The sequence below is a fragment of the Maridesulfovibrio zosterae DSM 11974 genome (genome assembly GCF_000425265.1).
In the GTDB taxonomy this organism is placed as follows: domain Bacteria; phylum Desulfobacterota; class Desulfovibrionia; order Desulfovibrionales; family Desulfovibrionaceae; genus Maridesulfovibrio; species Maridesulfovibrio zosterae.
On sequence record NZ_AUDC01000016.1, the window covers coordinates 160,103 to 177,763 of the forward strand.

The 17,661-nt window shown below is 48.4% G+C and carries 11 protein-coding genes; all 11 read right to left on the bottom strand.

Annotated features, from left to right (window positions below):
- Positions 1-7: 7 nt before the first annotated feature.
- The 11 genes from H589_RS0110875 to tssA all read right to left on the bottom strand — a co-directional run bounded on the left by H589_RS0110875 (position 8) and on the right by tssA (position 17,545).
- Positions 8-1,072, bottom strand: coding sequence for a pentapeptide repeat-containing protein (locus H589_RS0110875; protein ID WP_027722035.1), 1,065 nt, complete (start codon positions 1,070-1,072; stop codon positions 8-10).
- A complete protein-coding gene (locus tag H589_RS0110880; protein ID WP_027722036.1) occupies positions 1,072-4,905 on the bottom strand; it encodes a DUF2169 family type VI secretion system accessory protein in 3,834 nt (1,277 codons plus the stop codon). Before H589_RS0110880 ends, H589_RS0110875 begins: the two co-directional genes overlap by 1 nt.
- A gap of 11 nt (positions 4,906-4,916) precedes the next feature.
- On the bottom strand, positions 4,917-7,265 hold the full coding sequence (locus H589_RS0110885; protein WP_027722037.1) for a type VI secretion system Vgr family protein: 2,349 nt from the start codon (positions 7,263-7,265) through the stop codon (positions 4,917-4,919).
- A 20-nt stretch (positions 7,266-7,285) separates the two neighbouring features.
- Positions 7,286-10,024, bottom strand: a complete 2,739-nt coding sequence (gene tssH, locus H589_RS0110890) for a type VI secretion system ATPase TssH (protein WP_027722038.1) — start codon at positions 10,022-10,024, stop codon at positions 7,286-7,288.
- A gap of 38 nt (positions 10,025-10,062) precedes the next feature.
- Positions 10,063-11,097 carry a type VI secretion system baseplate subunit TssG gene (gene tssG / locus H589_RS0110895; RefSeq protein WP_027722039.1) on the bottom strand — a complete coding sequence of 345 codons (1,035 nt, stop codon included), beginning with the start codon at positions 11,095-11,097 and terminating at the stop codon, positions 10,063-10,065.
- Positions 11,061-12,791 carry a type VI secretion system baseplate subunit TssF gene (gene tssF / locus H589_RS0110900; protein WP_027722040.1) on the bottom strand — a complete coding sequence of 577 codons (1,731 nt, stop codon included), beginning with the start codon at positions 12,789-12,791 and terminating at the stop codon, positions 11,061-11,063. Before tssF ends, tssG begins: the two co-directional genes overlap by 37 nt.
- Positions 12,792-12,795: 4 nt before the next feature.
- On the bottom strand, positions 12,796-13,215 hold the full coding sequence (gene tssE, locus H589_RS0110905) for a type VI secretion system baseplate subunit TssE (RefSeq protein WP_027722041.1): 420 nt from the start codon (positions 13,213-13,215) through the stop codon (positions 12,796-12,798).
- Positions 13,216-13,397: 182 nt separating this feature from the next.
- Entirely contained in the window at positions 13,398-13,880 is a 483-nt protein-coding gene (gene tssD, locus H589_RS0110910; protein ID WP_027722042.1) for a type VI secretion system tube protein TssD, read from the bottom strand.
- An 88-nt stretch (positions 13,881-13,968) separates the two neighbouring features.
- On the bottom strand, positions 13,969-15,453 hold the full coding sequence (gene tssC / locus H589_RS0110915) for a type VI secretion system contractile sheath large subunit (protein ID WP_027722043.1): 1,485 nt from the start codon (positions 15,451-15,453) through the stop codon (positions 13,969-13,971).
- 12 nt (positions 15,454-15,465) lie between these two features.
- Positions 15,466-15,948: a type VI secretion system contractile sheath small subunit gene (gene tssB / locus H589_RS0110920; protein ID WP_027722044.1), complete on the bottom strand. Its 483-nt coding sequence runs from the start codon at positions 15,946-15,948 to the stop codon at positions 15,466-15,468.
- A 46-nt stretch (positions 15,949-15,994) separates the two neighbouring features.
- Positions 15,995-17,545 (bottom strand): type VI secretion system protein TssA, encoded by a 1,551-nt coding sequence (tssA, locus tag H589_RS0110925; protein ID WP_027722045.1) that lies wholly within the window; start codon positions 17,543-17,545, stop codon positions 15,995-15,997.
- Between the last annotated feature and the right edge of the window lie 116 nt (positions 17,546-17,661).

A 17,661-nucleotide genomic window follows, 5' to 3' on the forward strand; every position in this document is an offset into this window, starting at 1 on the left:
GATTTTATTATGCTTTGTGAAACCAGTTTTCAGCTTCTTCGAGATCTTTGTCTGTGCCTTGCAGCATGATGAGCGAAGCTCCGTCCCATCTGGTATCTTTTTCAATTATACAGTGCAGCCTGGCCCGATACATGGAGGCTCTGCTGAAATCTGCGTGAGTAAGGTCAGCGTGAGAAAAATCAGAATGCTGTAGATGAGCACCTTTGAATTTAGTGGCCTGACATATGGCTTTGGCAAAAATTGCATGGACCATATTTGCGCCGGAAAAATCCGCAATGGTTGCATCAGCACCGCCGAAATAGCTTTTGGTCAGATCGGCGTTGGAAAAATCAGCCTGCCGGACAACCGCACCGTTGAACATGCAGCTGCGCATGGTGGCACCACGGAAATTTGCACCGCTGAGATCTGCGCCCATGAAATTGGACATACTCATGTCAGCGCCGGAGAAATCGGCTCCTTTCAAATTGGCACTGTCCAGCAATACCTGCGAAAAGAGCTGCCCCGAAATATCCTGCCCCTCAAGGTCTGCGCCCCGCATCATGATTTTGAAACAGGTTGCACCTTTTAACTTTGCCCCTTTAAAGGTTGACCCGTTAAAGACAACACGGTCGAGACTGGAGCCGAGAATATCGACCTTATCCAGATTTGAATGAGACATGACGGACTTCACAATTTTCATGGAGCGCATATCTGCTCCTTCAAAATTCGAATGCTGCGCCATGGACCAGCTAAGCTCAGCCCCTTGCATATCAGCGCCGGAGAAATCGGTTTTTTGCAGGGTTGCCATGTGCATTCTGGCGTTTTTAAGATTAGCCCCGGCAAGACTCATACCTTGCAGATTTACCTTGGTGAGATCGGTATTTTCAAAATCCGCCCCGCTGAAATCGCAGTTCTTGAATCCGGTCTTGAGTACGTTTGCACCGGATAGATTCACACCCTGCATGACAACGGAATGAAAACGCCCTCCGGTCAGGTCCGCACCGGAAAGATCCGCCCCTGAGAGATCAACATCTTTCAAAGTCTGATTATCGGCTATGGCTGCCAGTATCTGTTCACGGTTCATTGTGCTCATTATTCTTCATCCAGCAGATCAAGTTTTCCATCCAGTTGGCTGCGTTTCAAATTTGCTCCTTCGAAACGGGTTCTGCCTACAACGGCCTTATAAAAATCAACGGCATAGAGATTGGAGCCGCGCAGATCTGTATCAACCAGCCGGGCTTTACGAAATCCACCCTGAAACAGGTTGAAAGCCCGCATGGTTGCGCCCTCAAGATTACTCTTATTAAAGCGTGCGCCCTTGGCAGATGCTCCGTTTAAGTTCGCCTCGACCAGCATGCTGTTATCGACCATGGCATTCTCAAAATCTGCGCCGCGAAAATCAGCTCCGGTCAGGTCCGTTTCACGCAAAGCGCCTCCTTTGAGGCTGGCATTGGTGAAATCTGCTCCTTTGAATTCACAATTACGTCCGGTCCTTATTTTATCGAGATTGGCAGAAATAAATTTAACTTTCTCACCTGTGGCACCATTAAAAAGAGTTTCATTTATTGATGCCTTGCTGAAATCAGTTTTGTTGAAAGAACTGCCTTTGAACATACATTTCTTAATCCGGGCATTACGGAAATCCGCTTCATCGGCTTTGCCGCTGACCATGCTCATGTTTATGCAGGCACCGGAAAGATCGGCCTTGGTGAAATCGGTTTTTTCCAGAATAGACATGTCGAAATCAGCGTTGCAAAGGCTGGCTCCTGAAAAGTCGGCTCCTTTGAATGCTGCCTGTCTGGCCTGCGCCTGACTGAGATCGCTGCCCTTGAATACGGCCTTGGCAAAATGCCCCCGCTCAAGAATGGTTCCTTTGAGTATCGCTTTGCTGAAATCCGCTCCGCCGGCCATGACCTGCACCAGCTTTGCGCCGGAAAGATCAGCTTCCTTGAAATTGGTTTTTTTAAACTGACAGCCGGTAAAATCTGCGCCGGAAAGATTAAGGCCGGAAAGGTCCACACCTGAAAGAATTGCTCCGGCAAACGGCCTGCCCTGATCATACATATGCTGCACCTGTTCACGGGTCAAAGGCCGGATGGCCTCGGGATCAAGACCGTGCTCCTTGAGTTTCTGAATAGCTTTTTCAGGCGGTACACGGTCTTTAAGTTTTTTAAGTCCCTCCTTAAGCTCAAGCTTTTTGATCTTGAATTTACCAAGCAGATCAGCCTGCATTGCCTCGGACTTTACTCCGAGGGCGTCAAGTTTTGCGGCCTCTGCCTCCATCTCTTCCGCCTTGAGCGGGTCGATCATTTTACGTGCTTTAAGATCGGCGGCCTTGCTCCTGATTTTTTCAGCAACTTCAGAGGCGATTGCAGTTGGAGATTTCTTACTGCCGACACGTGTCTCCATTGAAATCTTCGACGGATTGATATCGTACTTGGAGTACTTGGCAATCTTTTCATTTACTTCTGCCAGCATGGATTCCCGCTTGGCCTTAAGCGGTGCAAATCTGGCCTCCATACTTTTTTTAACTTCATCCTTGATGCCGGAAGCAAGGGCTTTTATATCTGGAAAAGGCGGTACAATTCCTTTTAGAAAATCATCTCCGGGAGACTTGCCCTCTTCAGGGGCTGCCATATCAATGCCGTGTTCTCCGGCATATTCTTTCGGCAGATGATCAAGAACCCACTGCCGGATATCACTGCCCTTTTTATGAGACTGAAAAACATTCACACCGTGCTCAAGTTCAATAGGTTCAGCTGTTTTGTGCGTCTCTTTCCACTGCGCCCAGACATCTTTAAGCTTACGGTCCTCAGCCCACTTTTCAGGCTGAACTATCAGAAAAGCCTGTGCATTTTTAAGGGCCTCAGCCGCATCCTTGCCCGGTTTATCCTTCGGCGAGGCAAGGCAGATCACCGAGCAGCAGTCCCCGGCCTCCTGCTCCATGAACAAAGCCTGCAATTCATCAGCCACGGCAATTACAGGCGCACCGGAAGCCGCAGGCAGTGACGGCAGGTCAATAAGAGTTGAACTGGGCAGAAACAATGGTTCTTCGTTTGATCCTGGAACCAGAAATTCATTGAGATTATCAGGATCAACGTCGCAGCGCATGATACGGTTAAGGACCGGACCGTCAAAACGGGGAATGATTACTCCGGCCGGAATGCGGAATTCATCATCACCTTCCAGCCCCCAGTCTGCGGGCAGATGAGCAGTTTCCTCATCAAGAGCACCGATCCACGCTCTTTTCAGAGTTTTACGATCAAGGCCTAGATCCGTTAATTTACGAACTGTTTTCGGGTCATTCTCCAGATTTCTGCGACCCTGCGCCACCAGTGGAAAACCACGGTCATGCCATGGATTGACTTTTTTATTAAAAGGAAAATCCTCGGGTATATCTTCAACAGGATCGAGTCCGGCCTTTTTGAGATGTTCCGGCTTAATTTTTTTCAGCTTGCCGGACAGATCCTTAATGGCGGCCTTGCGGCTTGCCTCAAGTTTTTTTTTAGCGGCTGAAAGCTTACCTGTAGTCTCTTCCATCTTACTGCCTATGGCAGTCAGCTTACCACGGAATTTATCAAAAACACCCAGATTGATCTGCACCAGATGACCGTGTTCGGCATGGGCTTTTTTTGCCATGACCTCAAGTTTATCCAGCAGGGCGTTATGCTCGGCAATCATGGCATTTGCTTTCGCCATCATCTCTTCCGGTTCTGAAGCAGGCATTACGGGTCTGTTTCCCAGAGCTTTCTGGCGGATATCATCGGCGAACTTAGGAATATTTTTAACCTTGAGCAGATTTTTCTGTGCCTTTTTCATAGCCTCATCAGCGGCGGACATATCCATATCAACGCCACGGTCAAGAAGCTGAATCTGAAGGTCGCGGTAATGTTCAATTGATTTCGGATCTGCATCATGCTCTTCATGGCGGATCAGGACCCGCATAACATCAGCGCCCTCTTCATCAACAATTTCAGTTGTACCGCGATAAATGAGCAGCCCCCGCATAATGGACGGGAAAAACCATGCGGTTTCAAGGCGGGTTGAGACTTCACGAAACTCATCAGTCTCGCTCAATTGATGTGAAGGAAGCGGTCCCACCGGAAAAACATGAGGTTTAAACTTACTGTTCAGAGTCACGAAACAGCGCATTCTATGTGTTGGCAATGAACTTTCAATACGGAGCAGGTCGGCGTTCATATTTTCAATAGTTACAGCTTCCCCGCCCTTGAAAAAGTCCTGTGCATACTGATCTTCGCAGGCCATGTTGAAATATTCATAATTCATGTCATCGGGAAAAAAGGGCCAGCGTTCATTTTTCCATTTCTCATCATAAGTCCCGTTCTTTCGGGTCCGCTGGGGCCACATCATGTCCAGAGGCCCGAATCCGGCAGGATCAGGTTTCTGCCCCGGTGAACCTATCTGCTGATCCGGCAGTTCTATATTCGGCAGCACAACAGCGTCCCCGCCGTCGGGCATGGGAACTTTATGAATGCCCTTGCCCTGCGGATTCTTTGCAAATCCGTCACCGCCGTAGGCATTAGGCCAGACCACTGGCATCTCCACAAAAGGTTCTGCCTCGGTAATCAACCCGTTTTTCCAATACCTGTCGCCGAAAACATTGAGCTTTTTATCTACATCCCCGACCCGTACCCGCACCTGCGAAGCCGGACGGCTTGTACCTCGCGGGGCATGGCATGATCCGGTCACCAGAAACTCGCTTCGGGGCTTGGGTACACCCTGATCAATCACAGGTTTTGCGCCGAGTTCTCCGGGAACGGTTTTCCACAGCTCCTGTTCAGTCAGCAGATTATCGGGATCATTAAGGTCGTAAAAAACCATGATCCCGACGCTCAGATAAAACTTATCGCCGATACCAAGCGGACGGGGAAAGAATGAATGCTGTTTTTCCTTGAATATTTTCATATCATCCGTGGCTAGATATTGTTGATTAATCCGGCAATGTTATTCATTTCTGTTGAGATAGAACTGGTTTCGGCAGTAACGGTGGAGCTGGTTCCGATAAGCTTGGTGCTGTCTCCGATACTTTTAGCCATAACACCTATAACTGAGGATTTATCCCCTGACAGTTCGGTGACCTCTCCACACAGATGGGTAAGATTACCTGCCACGGTATCCATTTCACCCCAGACAGCGTCAACCTGTCCGGCGAGTTTGCTTGACTGTCCGGCAAGTTTGGAGGTTTCGCCCTTCAAGGTATTGTGAGAAGCGGAAAGCTCATCATACTCACCCTGAACAGTAGCCAGATTTTCATTCATATCTGCGCAGGTGACGTTCAGATTGGTCATTTCGCCGGACATTCTGGTCTGCTCGCCGATTATCTTTGTCTGTTCTCCTTTTAAATGTTCCACCTCAAGCTCAAGTTCACTCTTACTGGTTGAAAACTCTTTAGCAGGTCCGACATTGATTCCGAGAGCTCCGCCGATGCGCAGGTCATCCTTGAAAAGTACGAAAACTTTGGTATCGTTGCCCAGAATAATTTCTTCGGAACTACCCGCTACGGTTTTAAACTCGTTACCCAGAAAAAGAGTTCTGGAATTATAGCCTTCAATGTGAAAGTCATTTGCTGTTTCAAACTTGAATCCCCAGAGGGTCTTTTCGTCATCCCCTCCGCTGTCGCCACCGCTGTCCCCTCCGCTATCGCCGCCACTGTCGCCGCCACTGTCGCCGCCACTGTCAGTACTCTTGGGAGGCGGGGTGGCAGTGGGTGCATCATTAGCCGGTGAGCCCATACGCAAGGTTGTCTTTGATCCGGGAGTATAAAGTTTTATGCTTTCACTGCCCTTCATATCCTGCATATGAATCTGATTCTGCCCTCCGGTGGTCAGCAGGCACATGGTCTGGGTTTTGTCGGTAACCAGACTGGGAGTTTCAGGATTCGGCACTGCGGACTGAATAATCGGACGGTCTGGGTCGCCGTCCACACAGGTAAGCAGAACCTCCGTACCCTTATGCAGCGGAAAATGCATACCATGATCAGCTCCTCCATAGGGCTGAGCCATACGCAGCCATGTGGTGGCCTTACCCTTGTCACGCCCTGATTCATCAAAAGGCAGGATCACTTTGTAACGGCCGTCACTGTCCAGCTCGGCATATTTACCGCTGCCGGCGGCATCAACCTTGGCATTCATGGAACCTGAAAATTTCGGTTTCACAGCTTTACGCTCGGGACGGAACTGGGTCTGGGCCGGAATGCATGAAAATGAGTTGCGGTAGTAAAGACGGTCCTCATCTTTATTCAGATGCAGTCCCAGACCGGAAACAAGATACGCTTCCTGACTTCCTTCATGCTGTACTTCGGTAGTCAGATAACGTTGATTAAAATCCTGCCTGTAATGATCCTTCATTTCAAAAATGTATCCGGTTCGCACATAGGGAACCGTTGATACTCCATGAAAAACCTTTTCACGGCACAGAAACTCCTGAGCTCTGATCTCAGCCAGTTTATCACCGTCCCCCGGAGTCAGAAAATGTTCACCGTAAATATAAATCTCACCCATACCATGCTGGGAAACCATGGCCTCGGATTTCATCTCCAGACTGGGTTTGCGGTAATTATAATCCTTCAGCACCACCTTTTTAGGCAGCGGCTGCTGCTTGAGCATGAAGTTTTTAACTATCTCCTCACGTTTAGTATAATCCAGATTACTGGGCTGAGAATAGATTAATGATGTTCCCTCAGGCATTGTCGAATGCGAAATATGGGTGTCAGTTATAATCATCTTCTCGCCCTGATCGGACTGTTCAAAATAATAATACATACCGTCCCGCTCCATCCAGCGGGATATGAAATTGAAATACGATTCATCATACTGGCAGATATATTCCCATGACGGATAGGACCCCTGAAGCTTGAAATCAAAATTAAGCCCCTGCTTCAGACCTGCTTTCTTAAGAGCGTCCCCCAGAAAATCCTGCGCTGTTTCATTAAGGAAAATCTGGTTGCAGTGACTTAATGTGGTCCACCATAATTTAGGAACAAGCTCGGCACGGTAGAAAATCACCCCCGAAGCTTTATGAAGCTGCTCAAATGACGCAAGCATACCGTGAAAAGGAATATCTCCGTCACTGCGTTTAATGGTCAGTGAGGCCGGATTCTGGAGGATAGAATCAAGGTCCAGATCACTCTTTTCCGAAAGAAGCATGATGCTGAAACGGTAGATGGAGGAAAGTCCTTCCGTGCCTTTGAAATTCACGACACTGAAAGTATTCTTATCTACTGCTTTGGATTCAAATGTGAATTTAGGCTTGGAGCTGTCTGCCATATCATTACCCTCTATGAACCTTAATCGTTGGAGAATTCCATACTGAATGAACCGTCATCGGCAACACCTAAATGCACCGAGGTCGGCATGCCGCCTTCAGTCATATGTCCGAGAATCTTTTTAGACATCTGCGGCAGAACATTGCCGTTAAGGATATATTCAATATTACGGGCTCCGGTCTCCACTTCCGTGCAGCGGGCCGCTATCTGATCCACAACAGCTTCATCATATTCCAGCGTCATTTTATTATTGTTCAGCAGCATTTTCCTGAGCTTACCGAGCTTGAGCCGGGTGATCATCTTCATGGCCTCCGGATTGAGGCTCACGTAGGGAACAACGTTCATACGGGCCAGCAGAGCCGGTTTAAAATGCTGGGACAAAATAGGCCGCACCGCAGAAACCACGGCATCCAGCGGCATATCGTCGCCCTCTCCGGTCATTTCCTGAATCACATCTGTCGCCAGATTAGAAGTCAGAATGATAATGGTATTCTTGAAGTTGATATCCTTGCCTTCACCATCGGTAAGCAGACCTTTGTCAAAAACCTGATAGAAGGTATTCATGACATCCAGATGAGCCTTCTCAACTTCATCAAGCAGCACAACACTGTATGGCTGGCGGCGTACAGCCTCGGTAAGCATACCGCCTTCACCGTAGCCCACATAGCCCGGAGGCGAACCGATAAGCCGTGATACGGTATGTTTTTCCTGAAATTCACTCATATTGATTGTTACAACCGATCGTTCATCCCCGAAAAGCAGATCAGCCAGTGAAAGTCCTGTCTCTGTTTTACCCACACCGGACGGACCAACCAGCAGAAATACACCGATAGGCTGATCTGGATTTTTGATTCCGGCCTTGGAGGCACGGATAACTTCAGCAATAGCGGCAAGTCCATGATCCTGACCTTTGATCCGCTCTTTAAGCCGGACATCAAGATCAACAACGGTTTTAGCCTCATCACGGGCCATTTTACCAACCGGAATTCCGGTCCAGTCGGAAACTACACGTCCCACCAGGTCGGGTGTAACCTCAATCTGAACCATGGGGTTTTCGCCCTGCAACTCAGCTAAAGCCTTATCCGCTTTATCAAGTTGCTCCTGAAGAGTCTCAAGCGGAGCTCTGTTTCCGGTTTCGTTCCCTTTCTCAGCGGTTGCTTCGGCTGATGTTTCGGCACTGTCTTCAGTGGTAACTGCTGCATCAATATCAGCTTCAGCAGCCCTCTCTCCGGTGACAGCCTCCTGAAGCTTTGCCCGTGCTTCAAGGACAACGTGCGCGGCTTCTTTTTCTTTCAGCCAGTGTTCACGGATGGCATCGGCCTCTTTAGTTTTGGATTCGATCAGAGCATCTGTTTCCTTGTAATGTGCTTCATCAACGGCAACACCGTTGGTGCGGTCACGATCAACGGCCTTTTTCTCCCGCAGCAACGCCTGAACTGTGCGCTCGCAATCTTCCAGCACTGCCGGTTTGGCCGAAAGATTGACCTTCACCCTTGCACAGGTCGTATCCAGCAGATCAATTGCTTTATCCGGCAGAAAACGTCCCGCAATATAGCGGTCTGAAAAAACAGCGGCGGCAACACAGGCATCGTCACGGATAATTACTTTATGTGATTTTTCATAACTGTCCCGCAGGCCGCGCAGAATTATGGTTGAAGTATCAACCGAAGGCTCTGCCAGCTTGACCAGTTGAAAACGGCGGGCCAGCGCAGGATCTTTTTCAAAATATTTCTTGTATTCCGTCCATGTTGTGGCGGCGCAGGTCTTAAGTTCACCTCTGGCAAGTGCAGGCTTGAGCAGATTGGCTGCGTCCGCACCTCCGGCGGAACCTCCGGCCCCCACCAGTGTATGGGCTTCATCAATAAAAAGGATAATCGGAGTTTCGCTGGACTTGATTTCGTCAATGACCCCTTTAAGTCTGTTTTCAAACTCCCCTTTCATACCCGCTCCGGCTTCCAGAAGCCCCATATCAAGACCCAGCAGAGTTACACCGCTCAGAACTTCAGGCACATCGCCCTCGGTTATACGCAGGGCCATACCTTCGATAACGGCAGTTTTACCAACGCCGGGTTCACCAACTAAAATGGGATTATTTTTGCGGCGGCGGGCCAGAATATCGACCATCTGACGCATCTCAGGATCACGCCCGAAGACGGGATCAATACCGCCTTCTTTAGCCTTGGCAGTAAAATCTATGCAGAACCGTTCAATGAATCCGCCATCTCCTTTTGCAGGACCGGAAGATACACCGGCCCCTGCGCCGGGAGCGGAGGCAGGAAGTTTATACTCAACGCTTTGTTTGGTAATGGTCCAGAATTCTTTTAAAAGCGATTCACGGCTGACCTCGGCAAGCAGGCTTGCATATGAACCGGATGCATAAAAATTCGGCTTGGCAAGAAAGGCCAGCAGAACCGCACCGGACCGGATACGGGTATCGCCCAGTTCCACCGATGAAATCAGCCATGCATCTTCAAACAGCTCGATCAGCATGGGCGAAAATACAGGTTTGCCGGAATTACCGGATTTGAAATCTTCCAGAACATCGGAAAGTGATGCGGTGAGCCGTGCAGGCTCCACGCCGTACTGACGAAGAATAAGAGGTAGATCGCTGTTCACATCTTCAAGGCATTTCAGAAAAAAATGCTCGACTGAAACTTCATAATGAGTGCGTGAAACGCATAAACCGGCTGCATTGTGCAAAGCGTTTGTGCTGTAAGTACCTAGTTTTGAAAGCAGATTTTTCATATCAACATTTATCATAACTTATACCCTCTCATTGTTTTTCAGCCCTGCATTGTTTAACCTTTCGTATGAACCCGCCCGCCGTCATTTGGAAAAACAGCTTTGGCATGTTCAAGGTGTCCGCCGGAAAAAGTCCATGTATCACAGCCCAGAGAAGACCATTGTTCACCGCCTAAAATAGCGGTATTGGCCTCGCCCGGACGCATTTCCAGAACAAGATCATACATAAAAGGCTCCACCAGATAACCGCGCACCAGATTGTCAAGTTTATCACCGTCACCATCTCCGGGCAGCATGCGATGAAACGATGTGGCCCCCAGTTCACGAATGACAATGGCGCATTTACTGGTACGGTCCTCAACCTCTTCACCTATCCATGTGCATTCACCCAGAACATTTGACGAAAGCCCAAGACTGAAGCGCTGATCTTCAGGGAGTTTGACCTTTCGCAGTACGCATTGTTCAACCCGTACATCATCATGTTTCAGTGAATCTTTAAGCAGTGTTTTAAGGCCCAGCGCACTTCGCGGATACTGGCTGAACAGCCCGATATGACGATGCTGGCGGCATTCCTCCGGAACATAATCCAGATATTCCCTGTGCCCGAAACCAAGCAGGCAGTTTAGACGCTCCATCCATGCCCAGTCCTCTTCATCGAGAACTTTAAGCATAAGCCGCGAGCGGCTCCATGCCCTGAAAAATTGAATATAGACATCGTTGTTGATGATATCGATGAAATCACGGGTAACCGTTTTATCATCTGAAGCCTCGGTTAGAAGCTCTTCCGTATAGAAGACCGGCAGAGGAGATGATGCCCCGTAAAGCCCCATGAATGTTGTTTCAAGGCGGTAGCGGTCACCGTCTTCACGCTCGGTTTCCTCAATATCAGTCAGGTCAGTTGCGGGAAATCCAAGCGAAAGCTGAGGGCGCACACGCAGATGATCGCTGAAAAATTCTTCCAGTTCTTTGCCTGTGCACGCCTTGGAGTGCAGGCGCAACAAACGGATAGCCTGAAAAAAAGAAAATTCTGCGGGGTTTTCCAGCAGATTTCCGATTATAGAAGCGGGCGATCTCCGATCATCGCATTCCACTGGTACATCTCCTTATTTAAAGTATCTTCCACAGTGAGGCGTGTGAAGCAGTTCACCGATGAATAGCCTGCAAAAAAACGATTCATCACTGAACTGAAAAGGTACATGTCGCCGCTGTTTGCAAAGCCCTCTCCGGTCAGGGACATCTTGATTTCCCGCCCGCGCATAACCAGTCCGCGCACCAGACGGTCTCCTTCGCTCACCTCCATACCCATGATTGCCTCCACCCGTTTAGTATTGGCAACGACTGAAGCCCGGTCACGTGTATCGGTAAAAACGTAAAGCTTAACCATTGCCCGCAGACTGTTCACATCGGCAACGGAAAGATAATTGATGTAAAGATGAGAAAGCAGCCGCCAGAGTAGATTCTGCCCGAGCGGAGGCTGTACAGGCGAAGTGGGCTGCCGGATATTTTCAAATGTAGCCAGTTCCGGCGAAGTCTCGGTCGGCTTTGAAATATCACCGTAACGAAGCTTTTCAGGCAGATTGCCATTAGTGCAGGTGAGTGACATGGAAAGAGTCTCAAGCCGGGGCTCATTGCCCTTGGAAGGATAGGCCACCGAAACAAAAAGATCAGTCTTGTCCCGCACAGGAGAACGGCGGTGATGTACCGTATACACAGGCATTTCACCGGCTTGCGGATTAAACATCTGGAAAGGTTTATAAGCCCTCTCCTCCACCGTACCCTGTACATATCCGGCTACAGAATCAACGGAATAAACCTGATAATCCCCGCCGGATTCACCCGACGGGCGCACCTGATATTCAGGACGCTTATGATCCAGCGAAACAGGTTCGGCATCACGCTTGAAAAGATTGATCGCCGGAGTTGCAAAAAGGCAGAGATGCTCTTTACTCACCCGAATAGGATCAGAAGGAAGGTTATCGAATTCCAGAACTATCTCAAAACTGCCTCCTTCACCACGTCCACGCCAGTTTTCAAGACCTGTTACATCAAAAAAAAGAAATTTTTCCGGCAGGATAAAATACTCCTGCAAAATACGGTAGCCCGGAAAGGACTGTGCAGGATAAGGCAGCAGAGCCTGTTCATCTTCAAAACCCACAGCCTTAATATTTCCCGGGCCCAGCATGGCTACCGAGCCGGAAGAAGAACTCACATACATCCCCTTGATGCAGTCAAAAAGGACCTTATACCGTGCTGAAGCTGCCGCCGCATCACCGCTTAAATGGAATCTGAGACTTGAGACATCCCACTCATCAAGCGTCATGCCCTTAAGCTCAAGACCGATAATTAATGTTCCAGATGTTCCCGCACGCTGCGTCATCTCCACCCGGCTGATAGTCAGCGGATGCAGATCGACATCAAAAGTGGTTGAAAAAGTACACTGGGTTCCAGTCACCGGAATAGATGCCAGCTGCGAACCGGAGGGGATCTTGACCGTTTCCATCAAACTCGCTTTAGGGGTAAACTTGATAATAGTTGTCGATGGTATGGGTCTTAAATAATGAGGAAAAACAAGCTGAACCAGACCATGCACGATCTCTGGAAACTCATCATCAAGCTTCTGATTGATCATGCCGGACATAAATGCCGAGCCCTCAAGAAGACGCTCAACATCAGGATCAGCGCCCGGACCGGTCAGCATAGGAGCCAGTGCAGGGTGAGTCTGCGAAAATTCAACCGCCAGCTCACGCAGGTGGGTCAGTTCTCTTTCGTAATATTTTTCTATCATAATATCAGCTGTCTATAATATTAATACGGCCGTCAGGGTCCAGCACAGTCTCAAAAACTACAGGCATGTCATGACCCTCCAGCGCAAGCTTGGCCTGCAACTTGAATTGCAGAGATAAGGGCATGTCCTCGTCAGGAATAAACTCTATCTTCACGTTCTCAAGTCTCGGCTCATATTTAAGAATGACCTCCGTCATCGATTCCTCAATGTCACGAACAGCGTCCAGACCAGTCGCACCGATCATAGACGTAAAATCAGGTACACCGAAATCAGGAGCAATCTGAGCGTTGCCCTGCCTCGTATTCAGAATCATACGCAGGTAATTCAGAATAGACTTAACCACCTGACCCGGCTCCGCGACATCCCGCCTGTCAGGGTCCTGCTCCATAAACCTGATACGCTCCAACAACCGCTGCTCGTTCAAGAATGCCTCCGGCGGCTTAAACCCTTTTGGGAAAAAGGGTTTGAGAATCCCAAAAACTTTTAGTTGGGTTAGAAATTTAAAATTACCCGATCACAAAATGCGAAGCTTAATAAAAAGTTTAGGAGAGGCCAGAGAACCCTTTAAAAAGGGTTCTCTGGACCTCGGAGAGATCTGAGAGTTCTTTAACTTGATTTCCAATCGTCGGTGTATTCGATATTTCCATCAGCGTAGGTCCAGGTAATTTTTGAATAGGTGAAGCTGACTTCTTCCATATCGTGATACGCTTTATTTTCTTCTAGAAAGGTCATTGGTTTGAAGCTGTGCAGGTTAACGATAATGGCTTCTTCCATTTTGATTGTGTAATATTTCTTTTCAAGTCCAGTGGGGTCGATGTGGTAGTGATCGATTTCAACGGTGAGCTGTTCGCCTTTGCAGCATGCCTGAGCGAGTTTCGGTGAGGCGTTATCAACATGTTTGACTACAGAAAAGGGTTTATGAATACGCTGTCCGGTGGGCAGTCCGGTATGTGTATCCTTTGGAATTTCAACATTATGATCGATAGAATAAACGAGCATGGTATCTTTTTTATCGCCAAGTTGCGTGCAATCGCCTTTGATCTGTCCCTGAGTCTTGCCGGTTACTTTCATGTACGAAGTTAAAGCCATGATCCTTCTCCTTCAAATTTCATGTTAGAATTGCTTGATTCACTGCCGGAAAACCTGTCACAGACAGTGCCGGCATTGGGATACGGAACTATTCTTTCTCCAGTTTACCGACCAGAGACAGGGTGAATGCTGCGCCCATGTACTTGAAATGGGGACGAGCTTTCAGCGATACAGAATACCAGCCCGGATCACCTTCCACATCACTTACTTCGATCTTGGCCATGCGCAGCGGTCTGCGGCTGCGGACACTTGGCGCAGGATTATCCATTTCAGTCACATACTGCGATATCCATGTGTTGAGTTCACGTTCAAGATCGCCACGCTCTTTCCATGTACCGATGTTTTCACGCTGGATAACCTTTATGTAATGGGCCAGCCGATCCATGATCATCATGTACGGAAGCTGCGTGGACAGCTTGTAGTTCATCTCTGCTTCTTTTCCTTCCTTGCTGGTTCCGAAAAATTTCGGTTTCTGGGTAGAGTTGGCAGAGAAAAAGGCTGCGTTATCACTTCCTTTACGCATGGTCAGGCCGATGAATCCCTCTTCCGCAAGTTCGTATTCCCTGCGTTCTGAGAGCAGCACCTGAGTAGGAATTTTAGTCTGGACTGCGCCCATAGCCTCGTACTGATAGAGAGGCAGATCTTCAACAGCCCCGCCGCCCTGCGGACCGATGATATTGGCGCACCAGCGATACTTGGCAAATGAATCTGTAAGCTTGGATGCAAAGGCAAAAGCAGTATTGCCCCAGCAGAAATCATCATCTCCATCTGTAACGGATTCCTGATAATTAAAGCTTTTTGCAGGGAGAGTATCCTGACCATAAGGAAGGCGGAGCAGGAATTTAGGCAGGGTCAGGCCCACATTGCGTGCATCGTCAGAATCGCGGAAAGAATTCCACTTGGCATATTGCGGCATTTCAAAAATAGATTTCAGATCCTTGAGATTAGGAAGCTCGCTCCATTTTTCAATGCCGAAAAACTCCGGTCCGGCAGCCGCGATAAACGGAGCATGAGTCATGGTTGCAACCGAGGCGGAGTACTGCAACAGCTTCATGTCCTGCGGGCCGGGACCGAAATCATAATTACCGATAAGCGCCCCGAAAGGCTGTCCGCCGAACTGGCCGTATTCGGCAGTATAGGCCTGCTTGTAGAGACCGGATTTAGTAATTTCCGGCGCATCGTCAAAGTCATCAAGCAGATCCTGTTTAGACACATTCATGAGCTGGATACGGACATTTTCGCGAAAATTTGTCCGGTCCACCAGAAACTTGAGCGAGCGCCATGAAGACTCAAGCTTCGTGAATTCCTTGTTATGAATGATAGAATCCATCTGTGCAGAAAGCTTCTGGTCGATCTGGGCCAGCATGTCATCAACCAGATTGCCGGAAACCTTGGCTCCTTCACGTTCAGGCTTGACCATTTCTTCAAGAAAAGCCTGCAACCCTGCCTTGGTAACGGAATAAGCTTCATCACTGGGCTTAAGTTTAGTAGCTTCTACAATATCATCCAGCAGAGAACCTTCAGCAGTACTCTCTGCGGCCTGTTCCTGTTGTTCAAGTTTTTCTTCAGCCATTTATATGCCCCCTTACTCAATTCCGAGTTCTTTAAGCAGCCGTTCACGTGCGCCTGTATCCTTCACCAGACTCTGCACCTTTTTCCTGAATTCAGGTACATTTGACAGAGGACTCTTAAGGGCCTTGAGAGCTTCGCGAAGCTCCATGAGCTGTTGCAGTTCAGGAACCTGATTAATAATCTGATCAGGGTCAAAATCCTTGAGACTGTTGAATTTAAGCTTCACTGCCATCTGAGCATCAGCTTCATCGGTGAGCCTGTTATCAACACCGATATTGAGTTCCAGATCCTGCGCTTTAAGAACATCATTGAAATTGTCCTTATCAATGTTCACAGGATCACGGTCTTCAACCATTCTTTCATCTTCTTTCTGAGTGAAATCACCCATGACCAGGAGCTTGAGAGGAAGTTCAACTTCTTCTTTCGCATCTCCGGTCTCCGGTTTGTAAACTATGTTCACTCTTTCTTTAGGGGCTACTGAGCCTTCTTTCGCCATGTTTTCGACCTCCGGTAAATCGTTCTGAAATTTCTTGCCGTAGCCTTTAATTCAATCCGTTTATTTTAAGCGCATCAGCAGGACTGATCCTGCCTAAACGCTGTAATGTCTTAACTGCCAGAGCCGCAGAATCTTCGCTGCCTTCGGCAATAAGCGCCTCGTAGACAGCCTTCAGACCATTTAAAGCCAAATCCGGCTCCCAATTTTCAAGGTTGAAATGCTCAATATGATCAAGCACCTCCATAACATGCACATGGGCAAGCCCGCTCTGATTCATATCTGTAAGAATTCCGATCAGGCCAAGCCGCAATAAAAAGCTGTCACGCAAAGAGGGAGTCCTATTATAACTATCCTGAATAAGGCTGACTGCGTCAAATAATTTTTTACTATTTACCAGCTCGGATGCCTTGGACAGCACCTTTGCACTCTCAGAATCAGGAGCTGAAGAGCCGGAAGAATCCTGCCCGGAAGATTTCCCCATAGAACGCAGCCAGCTTTTTGTTTTAGCATCCGCAAATGGCGTTCCGTCTGAAAAAGATAAAGCTTCAAGGCCGTTTAACCGGCCCACAAAATGTGAAATATCAAGTTCAATGCTCTTTTTGGCATCGGCATAATCACTGCCCATGCCCTCCAGAGCTTCGGCTGTGAAACGGCTTAAATCCAGCCAGAAAAGAAATTCTCCGACTCTGGATTCGGCAGCCTGCACTGCGCCGGAGAAATCCCCTGCCGCAAGCTGAGCTTCAATAGAACTTTTTACCGAGCTGTCAGGAGGAGGAATCATAGTTTTACCACCCTGCGCAGGAGGAGGTACGGAAATAAGCATCCATGAACTGAGCCTTCTGACCCGATACCCCACGAAATTAGGAAGATCGTTGGCAAGCATATAGGCTGAAACAGCAGAAAAATAGGAAAGGCCGCTTTTAAGCTCGGCTGAACATTCGTCAGCGGAATTGATATTCCCCACAGCAGCAGGGCCGGTGGATGGTGTAGAAGTTGTAACGGAGCCTGAAGGAGCATCCCCTGAACCGGACTGTTCGTCAGGTTCAGCTGTTTCCTCCGGTCCTGCTTCAACAGGCAGGCGGTCAACATAACCCAGCAGATTATGCAGCGCAGGCGCTTCTTCAGATGTCTCGGATAACGCCTGATCCAGATTTACTAAACGCTGAGTAAGAAGTTCAGCATCGTCTTTGCTTAAGTCAGGACCATCATAATTTTGAAGAAATTTCTGTGCATTTTCCGCCCACCATTTTACAGCACTGAAACGCCCGCGCATACGTTTTTTAGCAGGATACATGGTATCCCAGTATTCAGTGACCAGATCGAGCAGAATCTGTGTGCTGACAGAAAGACCTTCTACCCCCTTCAATTGAATCAGGGCCGCTCCCAGATAGGAAGCAACTTTCATATCTTTGGATTTATTCAGAAGAATTGCAGAACAAAGCTTTGCAACATGTTTCCAGTCAATAATCCCGCCAGTAACACTGGTAAGTTTATCAACTTCCTGCTGCAACTCATCATATTCAGGCTCATACCGGGCATCTTTTCCGGCTGGGCTTGCATCACTTACAGGCTTTTTTCCAAGATCAAGAAGCTCCATTTATCCTCCCGAAAAAGTGGGAAAAGAGATTACAATTCCAGCTATCGGCAAAGCTTAGCCGACTAGACACGGGTGCATATCTAAAGAGACTTACTCATGATCATAATCCATACTGA